A 16,139-nucleotide genomic window follows, 5' to 3' on the forward strand; every position below is an offset into this window, starting at 1 on the left:
AGGCGAACCTTGGCGGCCCGATCGCCGGGGGAACAGGTGGCTCAGGAGAGCGCGGCCAAGCTGTCCACCAGGACGGTCGGCCGGCCGGCGGTGCCGACCACGACGATCTTGATCGTGTGCGTGCCGGGGGTAGCGGCACCGAGCCACAGCACCTGACGGTTCGCGGCCGTCCCACGGGTGTCCACGGTGGCGACCTTCTTGTCGTCCAGGTAGACGGTGGCCGCGCCGGAGGTCGTACTCCGGGATCCGATCCAGGCGATCTGGCTGCCCGTGAAGGTCATCAACACGGCCGCGCCGGCCGTCGACGCGGAGGCCGCCTTACCGCCGTCGTAGTCAGCCCCGCTCAGCGAGGTCCAGGCTCCGCTGAACTGCCCGGCCGTCTCCGCCGCCGAGGTCATCGACACGGGGTCGGTCCGGGTGCTCACGTTGCCGGCGCAGTCCGTGGCGGTTACCACGACACTCGCGCCGGCGGGCAGCACGGCGGACACACTCAGCGTGGCCGTCTTGGCCGTTCCGATCGTCGTACCGTTCGCGGTGGCGGTGATCGCGCACACGCCGCCGGCGTCGGTCGCCGAGGCGGTCAGGGTGACCGGCACCCCGCCGGCGGCCGATCCGGTGCGCAGCTTGACGGTCGACGCGGCGATCGTGGGCGCGACGGTGTCTGCGGTGATCTTCACTGCCGCTGACGTGCTGACCAGCCCGGTGGGGTCGACCGCCCGGATGGCGATGGTGTGCGCGCCCGGGGCGAGCGGCACGGTGGCGGTGGTCGCGGTGGCCTCGGCGGTGCCGGCCGGCTGACCGTCCAGCAGGATCTCGTAACGGGCGAGCCCGCCACCGTCGATCGCCGGTGCCCAGGTCACGGCCACACTGGCGGCGTTGGTCAGCTTGCCCGAGGAGGGCGAGGTGATCCGCGCGGCAGTCGGTGCCGTCGCCGTGGCCTTGACGGTGGTACCGAGCGCGTCGGCGACCGTCGAACGCAGACCGTTGCCGTTGACCGCGATCACCCCGATGTGGTGGTCGCCGTCCGGCACCACGACCGTCGCGGTGCGCACGGTGCCGGCCACGCGGGCGACCTGCACGTGATCGACCTCGACGACGTACGCCGCGATCCCCGACTGTGAGTCGGTGGCGGCGACCCAGCCGACAACGGCCTTGTTGCCGGTGACCACCGCGCCCGCCCGGGGCGAGGACACCTTGGGCTGGCTCGGTCCGGTGGTGTCCAGGACGGCCTTGACGATCGCAGTGCTGGACACGTTGCCGATCTCGTCGCGGGCCCGAACGCCCACGACGTGCGCGCCGTCGGCCAGGCCGTTGGCCAACCGCCAGCTGATCGCCGTCCCCGGCACCGTCGCCTTGGCGACCCCGTCGACGAAGATGTCGTAGCCGGTCGGCTGGGTACCGATGGGCGCGGTCCACGAGACGAGCGAGCCGTCCGGGTCGCCCACCGCCTTCAACCCGGTGGGCGCGTTGACGACCCGGGCCAGCGTCAGGGTGGCCGTCGCCGGCTTGCTGCGGTTGCCCGCCCGGTCGATCGCGGTGACGGTCAGCGTGCGCTGGCCGTTGGTGATCGGCGGGAAGGTCACGTTCGCCTCGGTGGCGGGCGCGTTCACGGTGCTCACCGTGGTCCCGTCCAGCAGGATCTCGTAGCTGGCGACACCGGAGCCGGCGTCGGTCGACGCCGTCCAGCGGACCGTCGCGGTGCCGGCGACCCTCTGACCGCTGAGCGGCGCCTTGATGACGGGTGCGGTCGGGGGAGTGATGTCGCCGAGCTCACGGATGCGTACGTCCGCTCCGGAGGCGTCGATCCGCTCCACGGTGAGGGTGAGCGTCGTGTCCGGAACGGCCCAGGTGGCGCCGACCGGCAGCGCGCGGCTGTCGCCCGCCGACGGGTTCATGTTGAGGATGCGGGACTGGTTGTCGGCGTTGAGCAGCTGCCGGACCTGAAGGCCTCCCCAGCCGCTCGGCTGGCTCGCGTCACGGCCGGTGGCCGGCCGGTACTCCAGGTAGAGGGTCGACCCGGTCAGCGGCACCTTGACCGCCCGGGCGGCGGTGATCGACGTGACCGCGGGCAGTTTGACCAGGCTTCCGGCGCTGGCCGTCACCGGGTTGTTCAGCGTGCCGAGCACGTCGGAGAGCGCCGTGTTCAAGCTGTAGCCGTCGCCGTAGCGGGCGTAGCCCATCACGTCGTAGTCCGAGTACGCGCTGACGGTGCAGGACGTGCTGAACGTGACCGTCGCCGTGCTCTGCGTGCAGTTGAGGGCGTTCGCGTGGCCGAGGCCGAGGTTGTGCCCGAACTCGTGCTCCCAGGCGTCGCCATAGCTGTAGCCGTTGATCCAGATCTGACCGCCCGGCATGCTGCCGAGGCCGGTCCAACCGCAGGAGCTGTATTTCGGGAAGTAGACGAGCACGTGGTTGCGGCTGTCCACGGCCGGTGTGCCGTTCGCGGCGCGCGCCGCGTTGAAGATCGTCGAATAGTCGCAGGAACCCGGGTTGGCGATCTGCACCCAGTTCCGCACGTCGATCGTGGGCACGGTGATCCCGGCGGCGGTCTGCTCGGTCCAGTACGCGGCGGTCTTGTCGGCCGTCGCGCGCAGGGACGCCGGGGTCTGCGAGTCGGGCGCGGTCCAGTACACCGGCAGCACGGTCAGCGTGTGTGCGCCCGCCTTGCCGGCCGGCAGCGCGGGGGCGACCACGACGGGATCGGCGTCGAGGATCCGCGCCTTCCCGTCGTCGACCGCGGCGGCGACCTCGGCGGGCGTGTCGACGCCGGCCGGGGCGCTCACCGTCACCTCGACCTCGGAATCAGGGCGCAACCCCGCCGCGGCGGTGACGGGCAGCGGCAGCACGGTGTCGTCGATCGTGACGATCGGCTGCGTCACCGTGCCGGTGGCCTGCTCCCCACCAGGGGTGGACAGGTCACCGTCGACCACGACACGGGAGAAGGTGCCGGTCACGGTGGTCGTATAAGTAGCGGTGGCCGCAATGGCGGCGGTCGGGGCGACGAACACACCGAGCGCGGCCGCTGTGACGACGGCGATATTCCGGGAGGTCGGGCGCATGGCGCGACCATCGGAGAGCCTGTGCCGGACCTGAGAACTTTCTCAGGCTCGCCGGGCCGGTGGCGGAATTCCCGAAATCCTTGCTTGAACCCTGGATGCAACCGATAGAGAACGCGAAACCCGTACTGGCTCATTCGGAAGGACCGTCCAGGTCATGAAGCGTCAGATCACCGCAGGCTTTCTCGCGGCCGCGGTAGGGGTGTTCGGGCTCAGCCCGGCCGCCTACGCCGACACCACCACCACGCTGACCGCCACCGAGATGGCCGCCGCGGTGGACGCGATCGTCACCGCGACGAAAGCGGCGAGTGTTCCGGGCTGGACGGCGGATGTGCGGTTCGCCGGCGACGACGTTCAGAGCAAGCTCAGCGTCGATGCGCCCAACGGGCACGCCTCCGTGAGCTACAACGGTCAGGTCCAGGTGTACGCCGTCGACCACCAGGGCATGTACGGCGTCATCAGCAACGCGACGCAGCGTGCCGCGCTGAAGTCGATCGGCCGTCCGGGGGTGCGCTATGTCTACGAGGTGGACAAGAGTGTCGACCTCGGCACCCCGGTCTCCTTCGCCGGCTCGGACACGTTCAGCACGATCAGCGCGTCGAAGGTGTCGCACGACGACGGCACCACCGACTACACCGGCGAACTGGACGAGCAGAGCACCATGACCTGGCGGGTCGACGCCGCCGGCGTGCTCACCGGCGTGGACCTGACCGACGAGTTCACCTTCGCGTTCAGCTACGGCCCGCAGGCCGTGACGATGCCGACCGCGGCCCAGTCCATCAGCACCAGCGGCCTGCAGCGGGTGACGGCCGCCTACCAGATGCCGGCGAACCTCAAGAACGCCGCGAACAGCGCCGCGTCCGCCGGACGCGCGAAGTCCGGCAGCCGTACGACCAAGGTCGCCGCGGTTCGCGCGCAGGCCCGCAAGCTGGCCCAGCGCCTCGGCGGCGCGGACGCGGGCACGGACATCGTCCGGGTCACGAACATCAGCAATGGCGTGCGCATCTACGGCACGAACCCCTACACCAAGCAGAAGATCAGCTACCAGGTGACCGTCTCCTCGTCGAAGAAGGTCTCGGTAAAGAAGGGCTGAACCCGTCCGGTAGGCCCGGCTCCAACCGCACAGCCCCTTCGAACCGGCGAATCATTCCGAGTTCTCAACCAGGTGGGGCGGCGATCGGCTACCGCGTCGACGAGAGGCTGTGGCCGGTAAATACCCGGGTCGCCTGCTCGCAGTGCTACCAGGGGTGCTTCGACACCCTCGAACCGGTAACCCTCGGTCGGGCGGGGTGCGGTGCTTCCCTTCGGCGTCGCGTCCCGCCGCGCCGAAGGGAAGCACCGCACTTGCGGGAACTCGCCGACGCTGCTGACCGCTGGGCTCGCCATCGGGGTACTGGTTCCACGAGGTGAGGCTCGCGTAGCGATTGACTTCGAGGTGGGGTCGACGAGCGATCTCGTTCGCCGAGGCCGCTGGCCGGTAATCGGTCGAATACCCTCGCGAGCCTGATGGCGGGGCCTACCGTCGATGTGTGGCTGTCGTGGTTCAGGGTCGGATGGTGCACGTCAGAACCGGCCCCAAGACACAGACCGTCAACATCTGCACCGAGGCGAACCGCAAGGGGATCTACGAGAGCGTCTACGAACTCGACGTGCGGGAGAAGGTGACCGACGACCAGGTCGCCCGGCGGAGCGATCTGGCGGACCTGCGGGCCTGGCTGGAGAGTCTGGGCGGTTTCGACCGCGGGCCACGGGGCGGCGAGCCGCCGGCCGGTCGACCGAAACTCGAGCCCAGGCTGATCGGTGCCGACGTCGACGATGAATGGTTCGACAACGCGCGCCGGGTGGTCGAGGTCGCCATCGACTCGCTCGTGCTGGAGTTCATCGACTTGCCATACCTGCACCGGGTCGAACATTCGCTGCACGCGCGCCTCTACGGCATCCTCGCGGCGCACCCGATGTTCGCGCATCTGCTGCCCATCGGCGACACCGGGTACTCGACTCAGCCCGTACACAAGGAATGGCCAGAAACGACGGCCCGCGAGTCGAAGGACGGTCGTCGGGGGAATTTCGATCTGGCGATCCTGAGCCGCCGTCAGCTCGAATCCGCGACTCTGGACGATTTCCGCGAGGGCCGGATCGCGGCCGCGATCGTCATCGAGATGGGCCTGGACTACCGGTTCGACCACCTCAGGCAGGACCACGACAAGCTGATCAACAGCAAGGTGTCCGCGGGGTACCTGGTCGATCTGCTGCGCAACCGTCCGGCGGACGAACGCACCGAGCAGCTGATCCTCAACCCGAGCGCGAACGTGCGGACCGCCTACGCCCGGCACGCCCCGACCGGAGAGTGCGTCTACAAGACAGTCGGTGCCGCAGCCCTCCAGCGTCGAGCCGGCGGTGACGGTGGTGGCATGCGACCCGGCCCGCGCCGGTGACCTTCACTTGGACCCGGACCAAATTGGACCCTCGGTACCGCTGCCGCGGCTGCACACACGTAATCTGTGCCACGATGCCGGACATCAATCGATCTTGACGGCGTACGCTGACGGCCCGTCGAGGAGTCTGGATGAATTGGTACCTGGCAGCGTTACGTAACTTCGCGAACTTCAATGGTCGTACCCGTCGGAGCGAGTACTGGATCTTCCGCCTCGTCGACTTTCTGATCGGCGCCGGTCTGCTGGCGATGGCCATCGTGGTGAGCAGGATCCTCCACGATCGTGCACCCGCGGTCGGAGTCAGCGTCACCGTGCTCTTCCTCGCGTACGAACTGATCATGGTGCTGCCCAACTGGGCGGCGAGCGTTCGTCGTCTGCACGATACGAACCGGTCCGGTGCGGCCCTCCTGCTCGGCCTGATTCCGTTCGTCGGCGGCATCATCCTGCTGGTCCTGCTCAGCACGGCCGGAACCCGGGGACCCAACAGCTATGGCCCGGATCCCACGATGCCCTTCGACCCCAACCAGGCGGGGTGGCCGGGTCTGGGTCCGGCGCAGGCGAGCGCCGCGTCGCCCTATTCGGGATATGACGCTTCCGTGCCCGGACCGCCGGCCTACGCCGCCCAGCCTTACCCCTACACGCCGCCCCAGCCCTTCATCCAGTCGGTGCCGAAGTTTCTGCTGCGTCTGGTCCTCGTCCCGGTACTCCTCTTGCTCCTGTGCATGTTCGGCGGTGCGGCCCTGTCCGATCTGGCGCGAGGGCACTGAGGAGCACGCACCCGGCGCGCTGAGTCCTATTCCGCGCGGTAGACGGCTCGGTCGAAGTCGGCGTAGCCGCCCTCGGCGCCCAGGTCCTGTACCCAGAGTCCGACGAAGGCACCGGTGAAGCCCCAGGCCTCGGGCTCACCGGGGACCGCGGTGGCGACGTACTCGTCGGAGAGGGTGGTGGCGTCGAAGGCCCGGCCAAGCTCGTGCCAGCCGGATCCGGCGTCAGGGCTGGTCGTATAAGCGAAGGTCAGGGCCGGCCCGTCCATGCGAAGACGAAGACCGATCCGCCGTACGTCGCCGAGCGGGATCCGCATGCCCGGTGCCGCCGTGACGCGGCCGGTGTCGCAGCACAGCACGTCGAGTACCGGTGTGCCGTCGTCGTCGGCGGTCACGTGCAGGTAGTACCAGTTGCGGGTGTTGTAGTACGCGGTGATACCCGCCAACTGCCGATAGTTGTGCGGCTCGAACTCGCAGACGGCTTCGAAGGTGCACCGTTGTGCTGTCACCCGCCGAGCCACCAGACTCGGCCGGTGCCGGCTCATCGGCGACTGACCGCCCCGGATCCGCAGGTACGAGGGGCGGGCGGACAGCTCGACCCAGTCCGGTGTGGCCGGCCGGCGCAGCGTCGACCAGTTGGCGCCCAGCGTGGGGGCGTCGAAATGGTCGTCCTCGGCCTGCTCGGTGGAGACCGGCCGGGGCGCCGTGGTGACGCCGGCAGGGGCCGGAATCTGCTCGGCCGGTGTGCCGCCCTGGACGCGGGGCCATCCGCCAGCCGGCCATTCCACCTTCTGCAGGGCGGTCTCGCGTCCGAGGACACACCGGCGCGACGGCTGGTACGGCCGGGCGGCCAGGTGCGCCAGATACCACTCACCGGCCGGGGTCTGCACCAGACTGCCGTGTCCGGCTTTCTGCAGCGTGAGGTCCGGATCTCCGGCTGAGGTCAGCATCGGCCCGGCCGGATCCACCTCGTACTCGCCGAGTAGCCGCCGGGATCGAGCGACGGTGACCTGATGCGTCCAGGTCGTGCCGCCTTCCGCGGTGACCAGGTAGTACCAGCCGTCCTTGCGGTAGATGTTGGGCGCTTCGGTGAGCCCGACCTCGGTGCCTTCGAAGATGATTTGTTCGGGACCGACCAGCCGGCGTTCCCGATGGTCGTACCGCTGAATGGAGATGCCCGCGAAGCGGTTACGGCCGGGCCGCCAGTCGGCCCGCATCGACAGCATCCAGGTCGTGCCGTCCTCATCATGGAACAGCGACGCGTCGAAGCCCCGACCGTGCAAGACCACCGGGTCGGACCACGGGCCGGTGATGTGCCGTGCGGTGACCAGATAGTTCTGTGGGTCCCAGTATCCGCCCGCGAACGTCGCCACGTCGGTGTACAGCAGGTGGAACAGCCCGTAGGCGTAGGTGAGGTTGGGCGCCCAGACACCGCCCGAGTCCGCGGCGCCGGTGAGATCCAGAAGACGCTTCTCGCTCAGCACACCGCCCAGCGGCCGCCAGTCGACCAGGTCGGTCGAGTGATGCACCCGCACGCCCGGATACCACTCGAACGTCGACGTCGCGATGTAGTAATCGGACCCGACCCGCAGGATCGACGGATCCGGATGGAAGCCCGGCAGTACCGGATTCTGGATCATGTGGTGGCCGGTCCCGCCATCACCGTCGATGGAGGTAGCTGTTTTGGCGATCGTCATCGAGGAACCTCCACGGAGGGTGGCGCGGCGGTCGAGGCCGCCGCGCCACAGGTTGTGATGTCAGGGAGCGGGTCGTTGTCAGCCGGCTCGGCAGGTGATCGTCGGCCAGGTCCAGTTGCCGTTGGCCATGATGGTCACGCCGAAGTTGTTGCCGCTGCCGTTGGGCCGGGCGGTGATGGCGCCGCTCGTGCCGGTGACCGAGGCGTTCCAGCTGTTCTGCAGGGTCTGGCCGCCGTTGAGGTTGAGCGTGACGGTCCAGTTGGTGGTGCCACTGACGGCGACGTTGAGGTTGAACCGGTCGCCGAACTGCTGGCCGGCCGAGAGCGTGGCGGTGCAGTTGCTGCCGCCCGTGGGTGGGGTGGTCGGGTTGGTGGGGTTCGTGGTTCCGCCCTCGCTGACGGTGATGTCCGAGCTGCCGCTGCTCTGGTACCCCTCGGTCGCCATGATCTGGTAGGCCCAGCTGCTGCCGAGGTTCAGGCCGGCGCGGGCCCACGCGTCGAAGTGGTTGGCCGTGGTGATGGTGCCGGAGCTGCGCTTCTGCTGGCGCACGCTCCAGTACTGGTAGAACGTGGCGGTGCCGTCGATCGACGGCTGGTTGACCCGCTGGGTGCGGTAGATGTCGTACGTGCTGCCGTCGGTGGTGACCGAGCCCATCCGGGTGGCGCCGGTGCTCGGGTTGTACGTGCCGAAGTTCTCCACCACGTAGTACTCGATGAGCGGGTTGCGCGTCCATCCGTACAGCGCGAGGTAGCTGTTGCCGCTCGGGTTGTAGCTGCCCGAGTAGCTGACGGTCCGGCGGCTGCCGGTGGCCCAGCCCTTGCCGCCGACCCAGTTGTTGGTGCTGTTGCTCCAACTGCTGGAGTACCGGCCGTCGGCGCGCAGCGTCATGCTGGCGTTGCCGCTGTCCTTCCAGAACGAGAAGTAGTAGCCGTTGTGGGTGCCGGTGGTGTTCGAGCTGACGGTCCGGTCGGACTCGGCCTGCGCGGCGCCGGGCAGCGTCATTCCGGCGACGGCCAGCGCTAAGGCGCAGGCGGCGCCGGCGAGCAGGCGGATGCGGCCGCGCCGGCGGGGCTTCGGGTGGACGAGATCTGCGGTCATGTGAGTGCGTCCTCCTGGTGGAAAGGCTGACGGGGAACAGCCCCACGGACACGACGACCACATCGGGGAAATGCCGGTGACGAAGACGGTGCCACCGGTGGATCGGTGTCGTCCCTCGTGGCGGGGGTGGCGGCCATCGAGGGCCGTCATTGCGAGATGGTGGCCCGCCGGTTGCCGGCTTGTCAACAACTTCTGTCCAAAACTATCGGCCGAAATTTCGTAACTTCCGAAAGCTTGGCATGCGACAACCACCCCCGCTGCCGGCAAGGAGTTTCCGACTATTTACCCCCTTTGGTCGTACGCGAAATGGAGTAATTGGGGCGACGGCTGGTTACGTACCGTCTTCATTGCGTTCGGATGAACATCTTGACATGCACATCTCCCTATCCCTAACTTGAGCGCCATCTCCCGAAAATCTACCGAAACTTTCGATAACGGAAGGTGAGCTTCATGGCACCTCATAAGACCTTCGCAGTGGCTGCCGTGCTGGCGTTGAGCGTCATGGGCCTGGCCGCCTGCGGGGGAGACGACGACGAAGGTGGCTCCGGTTCCGGCGGCAACGTCACGATGGAGCTGTGGCAGAACGCCACGACCGGTCCCGGCAAGGCGTTCTGGGAGAAGACGGTCGCTGACTATCACACCGCCCACCCGAACGTGACGATCAAGCTGCAGTCGATTCAGAACGAGGACCTCGACGGCAAGCTGCAGACCGCGCTGAACTCGGGTTCGGCGCCGGACATCTTCATGCAGCGTGGCGGTGGGAAGATGGCCGCGATGGTCGAGGCGGGCCAGCTCAAGGACATCACCGGCGAGATCACCGACGCGACCAAGCAGGCGGTCGGTGAGGCCGCGCTCAAGACGGGGCAGGTCGACGGCAAGGCGTACGAGATCCCGGTCTCGATCCTGCCCGGCGGTCTCTGGTACAGCAAAGACCTGTTCCAGAAGGCCGGCATCACGGCACCACCGGCCACCCTCGACGACCTGAACACGGCGGTGAGCAAGCTCAAGGCCGCCGGCACACCGATCGCGCTCGGCGCCAAGGACGCGTGGCCGGCCGCCCACTGGTACTACTTCTTCGCCCTGCGCGCCTGCAGCCCGGCCACGCTCGACGCGACCGCCAAGAGCAAGACCTTCGACGATCCGTGCTGGACCAAGGCTGGTGAGGACCTCAAGGCCTTCGCCGACACCAAGCCGTTCGCCGAGGGGTTCCTGACCACCTCGGCCCAGCAGGGCGCGGGCAGCTCGGCCGGTCTGGTGGCCAACCACAAGGCGAGCATGGAGCTGATGGGCGCCTGGAACCCGGGCGTCATCGCCTCCCTGACCAAGGACGCCAAACCGCTGCCCGACCTGGGCTTCTTCCCGTTCCCGGCAGTTGCCGGCGGGCAGGGCGACCCGGCCGCGGTGATGGGCGGCGCCGACGGTTACTCCTGCTCGGCCCAGGCGCCGAAGGAGTGCGCCGACTTCCTCAACTACATCGTCACCAAGGACGTTCAGGAGGCGTTCTACAAGGGCTTCAACGCGCTGCCGGTCAACAAGCAGGCCCAGGGCGCGATCACCGAGGACTACCTCAAGGCGGTCCTCGACGCCTACAACAAGGCGCCGTACGTCTCGCAGTGGCTCGACACGCTCTACGGCCAGAACGTCGGCAACGCCCTGAACGTCAGCGTCGTGAACCTGCTCGCCGGCAAGGGTGACGTCGCCGGAATCGTCAAGGCCGTGAACGACGCGGCCAAGAAGGGCTGAGGGTGACCGGCAGCTCCGTGGCCGCCGACCAGGTACGCGCCGGGGGTGGCGTGCAGCCGCCGGCCCCGGCGCGTCGGCGCCGGCGCGGCATCGGCTGGGCGCAACGTCTGGAGATCGCGGCGCTGTCCGGTCCGGCGATCCTGATGTTCCTCGGCTTCGTGATCTTCCCGGTGCTGATGGCCGGCTACTACGGCTTCTACAAGTGGAAGGGCTTCGGGCGGCCCACCAACTTCGTCGGGCTCGACAACTACCGCACCATCCTGCAGGACACGTCGTTCCACGAGGCCCTGTTGCACAACGGCCTGATCGTCGTGCTGTCGCTCGTCCTGCAGGGACCGATCGCGCTCGCCCTCGCCCTGCTGCTCAACCGGCGGATGCGGGGCCGATCGATCATCCGGGTGCTGATCTTCGTCCCGTACGTGATCGCCGAGGTCATCGTCGGGACGTCCTGGAGTCTGCTGCTGCAGACGAACGGGGCGGTCAACGGCGTCCTGAGGTCGATCGGCCTGGACGGCCTGACCCAGGACTGGCTGGCGAACCCGAAACTCGCCATCTGGTCCCTGATGCTCATCCTGACCTGGAAATACATCGGGTTCGCCGTGATCCTGTTCCTCGCCGGAATGCAGAACATCCCGGAGGAGCTGTCCGAGGCGGCCGCGGTCGACGGCGCGTCCTACTGGCAGACCCAGCGACGGATCACCCTGCCGCTGCTCGGGCCGACCATCCGGATCTGGGCCTTCCTGTCGATCATCGGGGCCCTGCAGCTGTTCGACCTCGTCTACATCATCTGGGGCCAGTACGTCGCGTCGACCGCCGGCACCTCGACCATGGCGACGTACATGGTCACCGAAGGCCGGAACGCCGGCAATTACGGGTACGGCAACGCGGTGGCGGTCGTGCTCTTCGCAATCTCCATGATCATCGCGTTGCTGTACCAGCGTTTCGTGCTGCGCCGGGACACTCAGGGCGCACTCACCGAAGGACGGTAGGACATGCCCGGATCGAAGAGGGACAGCGTGATCGTCTATGCCGCCGCCCTGACCCTGATCGGCTTCATGCTCGGACCCGTCCTCTACATCATCACCGGCGGCTTCCGGACCAACTCACAGATCACCATCGACCCGGCGGGCCTGCCCGACCCGTGGGAGTTCGGCAACTACACCGACGTCCTGACCGGCGACGTCTTCTGGCGCCAGGTCGGCAACTCGGCGATCGTCGCGATCGCCACGACCGTCGGCGTCGTCGTGCTGGGTGTGATGGCCAGCTACGTCCTGGCCCGCTACCGATTCCGGGGCCGGGCGGCGATGTACGCGCTGTTCGCCGCGGGCCTGATGTTTCCGGCGACAGTGGCCATCACCCCGCTGTACATCCTGGTGAAGAACCTGGGACTGGTGAACACCCTGCCCGGCGTCATCCTGCCGCAGATCGCCTTCGGACTGCCCACGACGATCATCATCCTGGTCCCGTTCCTGCAGGCGATCCCCAAGGAGATCGAGGAGGCCGCCGCCATCGACCGGTGCAGCCGGCTCGGCTTCTTCTGGCGGATGGTGCTCCCGCTCTCGGTGCCCGGACTGATCACGACCGGGATCCTGGCGTTCATCGGCAGCTGGAACAGCTACCTGCTGCCGCTGTTCATCCTCAACGATCAGGACACGTTCACGCTGCCGCTGGGTGTGCAGGCGTTCGCGTCACAGTACTCGGTCGACACCGCGAAGGTGCTGGCCTTCACCTCACTGTCGATGATCCCGGCGCTGATCTTCTTCAGCCTGTTCGAACGCCGCATCGTCGGCGGCCTCACCGGCGCGGTCAAAGGCTGAGCCCGTAGCCGGACAGCCGCCGGCGGACCATGAGAACCAGGTGAGGACGGCCGCGGGCTGCTCCGGACCGGGTGGCCGGTCAGCCCTGACTAAGGTGGGCTCCATGCCCGAGCGCCGAAGCGATGCGGAAGCCGTCGATTGGGCCTCGCTCGAGGTGTACGGTCCGCCCGAAGAGGTACCCGTGGCCCTGACCGCGATCTGGTCGAGTGACCAGTCGCGGCGGATGCTCGGCTACCGGTACCTCGGCGATCGGCTCGTGCACCAGGGATCCCGCTATCCCGCCTCGGCCGCGGCGGCACCGTTCCTCATCGACGTGGTCGCCGATCCGGCCGCGCCGGACCGGTTCGCCGCTTGTCAGGTGCTGCTGCTGATCGCCCTGGGCGAGGAGGAGTTCACGCTCAACGTGCGGCCGGACTTCGCGCACCTGCGGCAGGAGACAGCCCGCCGGGCCACCATGACCGTCGACGAGTTGGAAGCGGAGCGGGCCGCCTGGGTTGCCGCCGCCACGGATCCGAAGGTACGCGCCGCTCGCGCACTGACTGCCCTCTCCGCGGACGTCGAACTCGACCGGTTGGGTGAGCGCTGGAACGTCGAGGCCTATGACGCCGTGCGAGCCGGCGTGCCCGTCTATCTCGCCGCGCTGTCCGCCGACCACCCCGGCACGCAGATCTACGCTGCTCAGCTACTGGCGTACTTCCCGGAGGACGCGGCGTCGGTGATCCCGGGCCTGCTCCCGCTGATCGGCGGGGAGGACCCGATCGTGGCGTCGGCCGCCATGGTGGCGGCCGGAATCTGCGCCCGTGGCACCGAGGACCCGCACGCCGCAGCGGCGCTCACCGCCCGCCGGGAGCGTACCGAGAACCTGGCCGAACGCTGGGCCGCCGCGATCGGCCTGGGCCAACTGCTGAACAACCTCAGCCCCGAGATCCTGACGGACATCAAGGCCGCCATGGAGGCACCGGCGCCGGTCCCGCACTTCCCGTTCCTCGACGGCGACATCGCGGCGGTCGCCGCGTACACACTGGACCGCCTCGAGGATCGGCACACCCTCCCGTCCGGCCCCTGGTCCGCCTGATCGCTGGAGAACGCCAAGCGCCGAGACCGTACGGCCTCGTTCACAAGAATGGGGTTTTGGTACATGAAATGTGGAGGTGCCACCCGGTTTGTTCTAGGCCGCAGGCATACTGCCGATTGTGGGGGTCATCGTGCGAGTCTTTGAGTACTCCGGGCAGCTCGTCTCGGAGGTCGCCGGCGAGTGCGATGTGAAGGCCATCTGCCAGGCCGCGTCCTCGAATCCAGCTCGATACCCGCTCTTGGCCGGGGTGGACGAGTACGACGATACGACGTTCAATCCGCGTCAGGCGGTCATGTTGATCGCTGAGTTGGGGAGATTGACGGCTGCGGCGGACGATCCGTATTTGAGTGACGCCGTCGCGGCACTGATCACCTTGGCGGAGCTGCTCCTGCCGGCTCGGCGACGACCACCCCACAGGCGATTGGTTTTCAACGGCGACTAACGAGAGCAGGCAGCGATCACCTGCGACTCCTGCTGGCCTCAGTGCGGGAACTGCTCGGCCTCATCGTGGCGAGCGACCACGCCGCGGCCAAGCGTCCCACCAAGGATTGACCGCACCTCTCCCGCCGGCGGGCGGGAGACCTCGAACACCGGCCCCGGACCGGTAGGTTGATCCCGCTGGTCAGGGCCCGAGTTCGACCGGGGCGCCGTGGTCGTCCTTCGCCGTGTACCGCCAGGTTTCGGTGTCGTCAGGAAACGCGATGACGAAGAACTTGGCCGCTCCGGAACCCGCGGGCATCGACTTGGCCGACACGGTCACCGCGTTCTGCCCGGGTGCCGTCGCGGTCACCGTCGCCACCGGTGCCTTCAGCAGCCCGTAGGCGAATTCGCTCCGGCCCGGGCCTTTGCCGTCCATGTAGCGCCCGCCTGTGGGGTCGTCGTTCCACGGGCCGCACCCGCCGCTGAGGTCCGGATTCTCACGCATGCCGGCGTCACGCAGCTCCAGGCACGTCTCGCCGTCGGCATTGTGGAAGGTGACCAGCGTCCAGCCGGCGCCGTCCACGGCACCCTCGTCGATCTTCACCACATCGGTCGGCTGAAATGGCTCGGGATCTCCGGCAGTAGAGCAACCGGCCAGTGCCGTGACCGTCATGAGGACGGCGACGGCCGGGGAACGTTTCATAACTACTCCACTCGTGATCCGGGCTCGGGCTGACCGCCGACGATTATTGCGGAGGATGTCCAGGTCCTTTCAAGATCGAAAGACCGGCAATTCCCTCAGCCGTACGATCACGCCCAGAGCGGGACTAGCCTGGAAGGCATGGCGGCCGCCGAGCTCAGCCTCCGCGACCCGTACACGGTGCCCACGAACCACTGGCACCACCTGGACGACGGGCGGGTCCAATGCGACGTCTGCCCACGCGCCTGCAAGCTGCGCGAGGGGCAGCGCGGGCTGTGCTTCGTCCGGGGCCGGGTGGACGACCAGGTGGTCCTGGCCAGCTACGGCCGGTCGTCCGGCTTCTGCGTGGATCCGATCGAGAAGAAGCCGCTCAACCACTTCCTGCCCGGCTCCGCGGTGCTGTCGTTCGGCACCGCCGGCTGCAACCTCGCCTGCCGCTTCTGCCAGAACTGGGACATCTCCAAGTCCCGTGAGACAGACACGCTGTCCCAGACCGCATCACCGCAGGCCATAGCGGCACAGGCGGAGCAACTGGGCTGCCGCAGCGTCGCCTTCACGTACAACGATCCGGTGATCTTCATGGAGTACGCGATGGACGTCGCGGACGCCTGTCGCGAGCGTGGCATCAGGGCGGTCGCGGTGAGCGCCGGCTACATGAACCCGGCACCCCGGGCGGAGTTCTACCGCCACATGGACGCGGCCAACATCGACCTCAAGTCCTTCACCGACGCGTTCTACCAGAAGGTCACCTTCGCCAAGTTGTCCGCGGTCCTGGACACCCTGGAGTTCCTCGCGCGCAGCCCCGTCTGGTTCGAGATCACCACGTTGCTCATCCCCGGGCACAACGACTCGGACACCGAGATCGCCGCGGAGTGCGAGTGGCTGATCACCCACCTCGGACCTGACGTACCGCTGCATTTCACCGCGTTCCACCCCGACTTCAAGATGCGCGACGTGCCGCCCACCCCGCCGGCGACCCTGACCCGCGCGCGACGGATCGCCCTCGATGCCGGACTGCGATACGTCTACACCGGCAACGTCCACGACCGGGACGGGCAGACCACCACCTGCACCGGCTGCGGCGCGGCGGTCATCGTGCGCGACTGGTTCCTGCTCGAGACGTACGCGCTCGACGACGACGGCCGCTGCCAGCGCTGCCACACCCGGACACCGGGACGGTTCGACGGGCCGGCGGGTAGCTGGGGGCCACGACGCCTACCGATACAGCTGGCGGGGAGAGGCGTCCACTGAGCCTGTTCTTACAGCTCAGCGGTGCTGCAGATATCGACCGTCCGGGACCACCGGGGAGCGGACCCGCTCGGCGGCGCCGCCAC

The 16,139-nt window shown here is 68.1% G+C and carries 13 protein-coding genes; 9 read left to right on the top strand and 4 right to left on the bottom strand.

Features of this window, described 5'->3' with window-relative positions; all coding sequences use genetic code 11:
• Positions 1–41: 41 nt before the first annotated feature.
• Entirely contained in the window at positions 42–3,059 is a 3,018-nt protein-coding gene (locus tag CHC09_RS15375; protein ID WP_089293783.1) for an Ig-like domain-containing protein, read from the bottom strand.
• Between the two features lie 154 nt (positions 3,060–3,213).
• On the opposite strand from CHC09_RS15375, the gene CHC09_RS15380 reads away from it, so the two are divergent.
• The 3 genes from CHC09_RS15380 (at position 3,214) to CHC09_RS15390 (ending at position 6,258) form a co-directional block, all read left to right on the top strand.
• Positions 3,214–4,149 carry a hypothetical protein gene (locus CHC09_RS15380; protein ID WP_089293784.1) on the top strand — a complete coding sequence of 312 codons (936 nt, stop codon included), beginning with the start codon at positions 3,214–3,216 and terminating at the stop codon, positions 4,147–4,149.
• 436 nt (positions 4,150–4,585) lie between these two features.
• Positions 4,586–5,491, top strand: a complete 906-nt coding sequence (locus CHC09_RS15385; protein WP_143232345.1) for a hypothetical protein — start codon at positions 4,586–4,588, stop codon at positions 5,489–5,491.
• Positions 5,492–5,622: 131 nt separating this feature from the next.
• Positions 5,623–6,258 carry a DUF805 domain-containing protein gene (locus CHC09_RS15390; protein ID WP_089293786.1) on the top strand — a complete coding sequence of 212 codons (636 nt, stop codon included), beginning with the start codon at positions 5,623–5,625 and terminating at the stop codon, positions 6,256–6,258.
• 26 nt (positions 6,259–6,284) lie between these two features.
• Here CHC09_RS15390 and CHC09_RS15395 read toward each other — a convergent pair whose 3' ends face one another.
• Positions 6,285–7,952 carry a glycoside hydrolase family 43 protein gene (locus tag CHC09_RS15395; RefSeq protein ID WP_239138226.1) on the bottom strand — a complete coding sequence of 556 codons (1,668 nt, stop codon included), beginning with the start codon at positions 7,950–7,952 and terminating at the stop codon, positions 6,285–6,287.
• 78 nt (positions 7,953–8,030) lie between these two features.
• A complete protein-coding gene (locus CHC09_RS15400; RefSeq protein ID WP_089293787.1) occupies positions 8,031–9,050 on the bottom strand; it encodes a glycoside hydrolase family 11 protein in 1,020 nt (339 codons plus the stop codon).
• Positions 9,051–9,500: 450 nt separating this feature from the next.
• On the opposite strand from CHC09_RS15400, the gene CHC09_RS15405 reads away from it, so the two are divergent.
• The 5 genes from CHC09_RS15405 to CHC09_RS15425 all read left to right on the top strand — a co-directional run bounded on the left by CHC09_RS15405 (position 9,501) and on the right by CHC09_RS15425 (position 14,127).
• Positions 9,501–10,793 (top strand): ABC transporter substrate-binding protein, encoded by a 1,293-nt coding sequence (locus tag CHC09_RS15405; protein ID WP_089293788.1) that lies wholly within the window; start codon positions 9,501–9,503, stop codon positions 10,791–10,793.
• Between the two features lie 2 nt (positions 10,794–10,795).
• Complete coding sequence (locus CHC09_RS15410) at positions 10,796–11,782, top strand: carbohydrate ABC transporter permease (RefSeq protein ID WP_239138227.1); 987 nt, start codon at positions 10,796–10,798, stop codon at positions 11,780–11,782.
• Positions 11,783–11,785: 3 nt separating this feature from the next.
• A complete protein-coding gene (locus tag CHC09_RS15415; protein WP_089293790.1) occupies positions 11,786–12,610 on the top strand; it encodes a carbohydrate ABC transporter permease in 825 nt (274 codons plus the stop codon).
• A 103-nt stretch (positions 12,611–12,713) separates the two neighbouring features.
• A complete protein-coding gene (locus CHC09_RS15420; RefSeq protein WP_143232346.1) occupies positions 12,714–13,685 on the top strand; it encodes a hypothetical protein in 972 nt (323 codons plus the stop codon).
• Between the two features lie 118 nt (positions 13,686–13,803).
• Positions 13,804–14,127, top strand: a complete 324-nt coding sequence (locus CHC09_RS15425; protein WP_089293792.1) for a hypothetical protein — start codon at positions 13,804–13,806, stop codon at positions 14,125–14,127.
• Between the two features lie 180 nt (positions 14,128–14,307).
• Here the strand turns inward: CHC09_RS15425 and CHC09_RS15430 are convergent, their stop codons facing one another.
• Positions 14,308–14,808, bottom strand: coding sequence for a hypothetical protein (locus tag CHC09_RS15430; RefSeq protein ID WP_143232347.1), 501 nt, complete (start codon positions 14,806–14,808; stop codon positions 14,308–14,310).
• Between the two features lie 138 nt (positions 14,809–14,946).
• Between CHC09_RS15430 and amrS the strand changes: the two genes are divergently transcribed.
• Positions 14,947–16,056: an AmmeMemoRadiSam system radical SAM enzyme gene (gene amrS / locus CHC09_RS15435; RefSeq protein WP_089293794.1), complete on the top strand. Its 1,110-nt coding sequence runs from the start codon at positions 14,947–14,949 to the stop codon at positions 16,054–16,056.
• Positions 16,057–16,139 lie beyond the last annotated feature (83 nt).

The sequence above is a fragment of the Actinoplanes regularis genome (genome assembly GCF_900188005.1).
Taxonomy (GTDB): domain Bacteria; phylum Actinomycetota; class Actinomycetes; order Mycobacteriales; family Micromonosporaceae; genus Actinoplanes; species Actinoplanes regularis.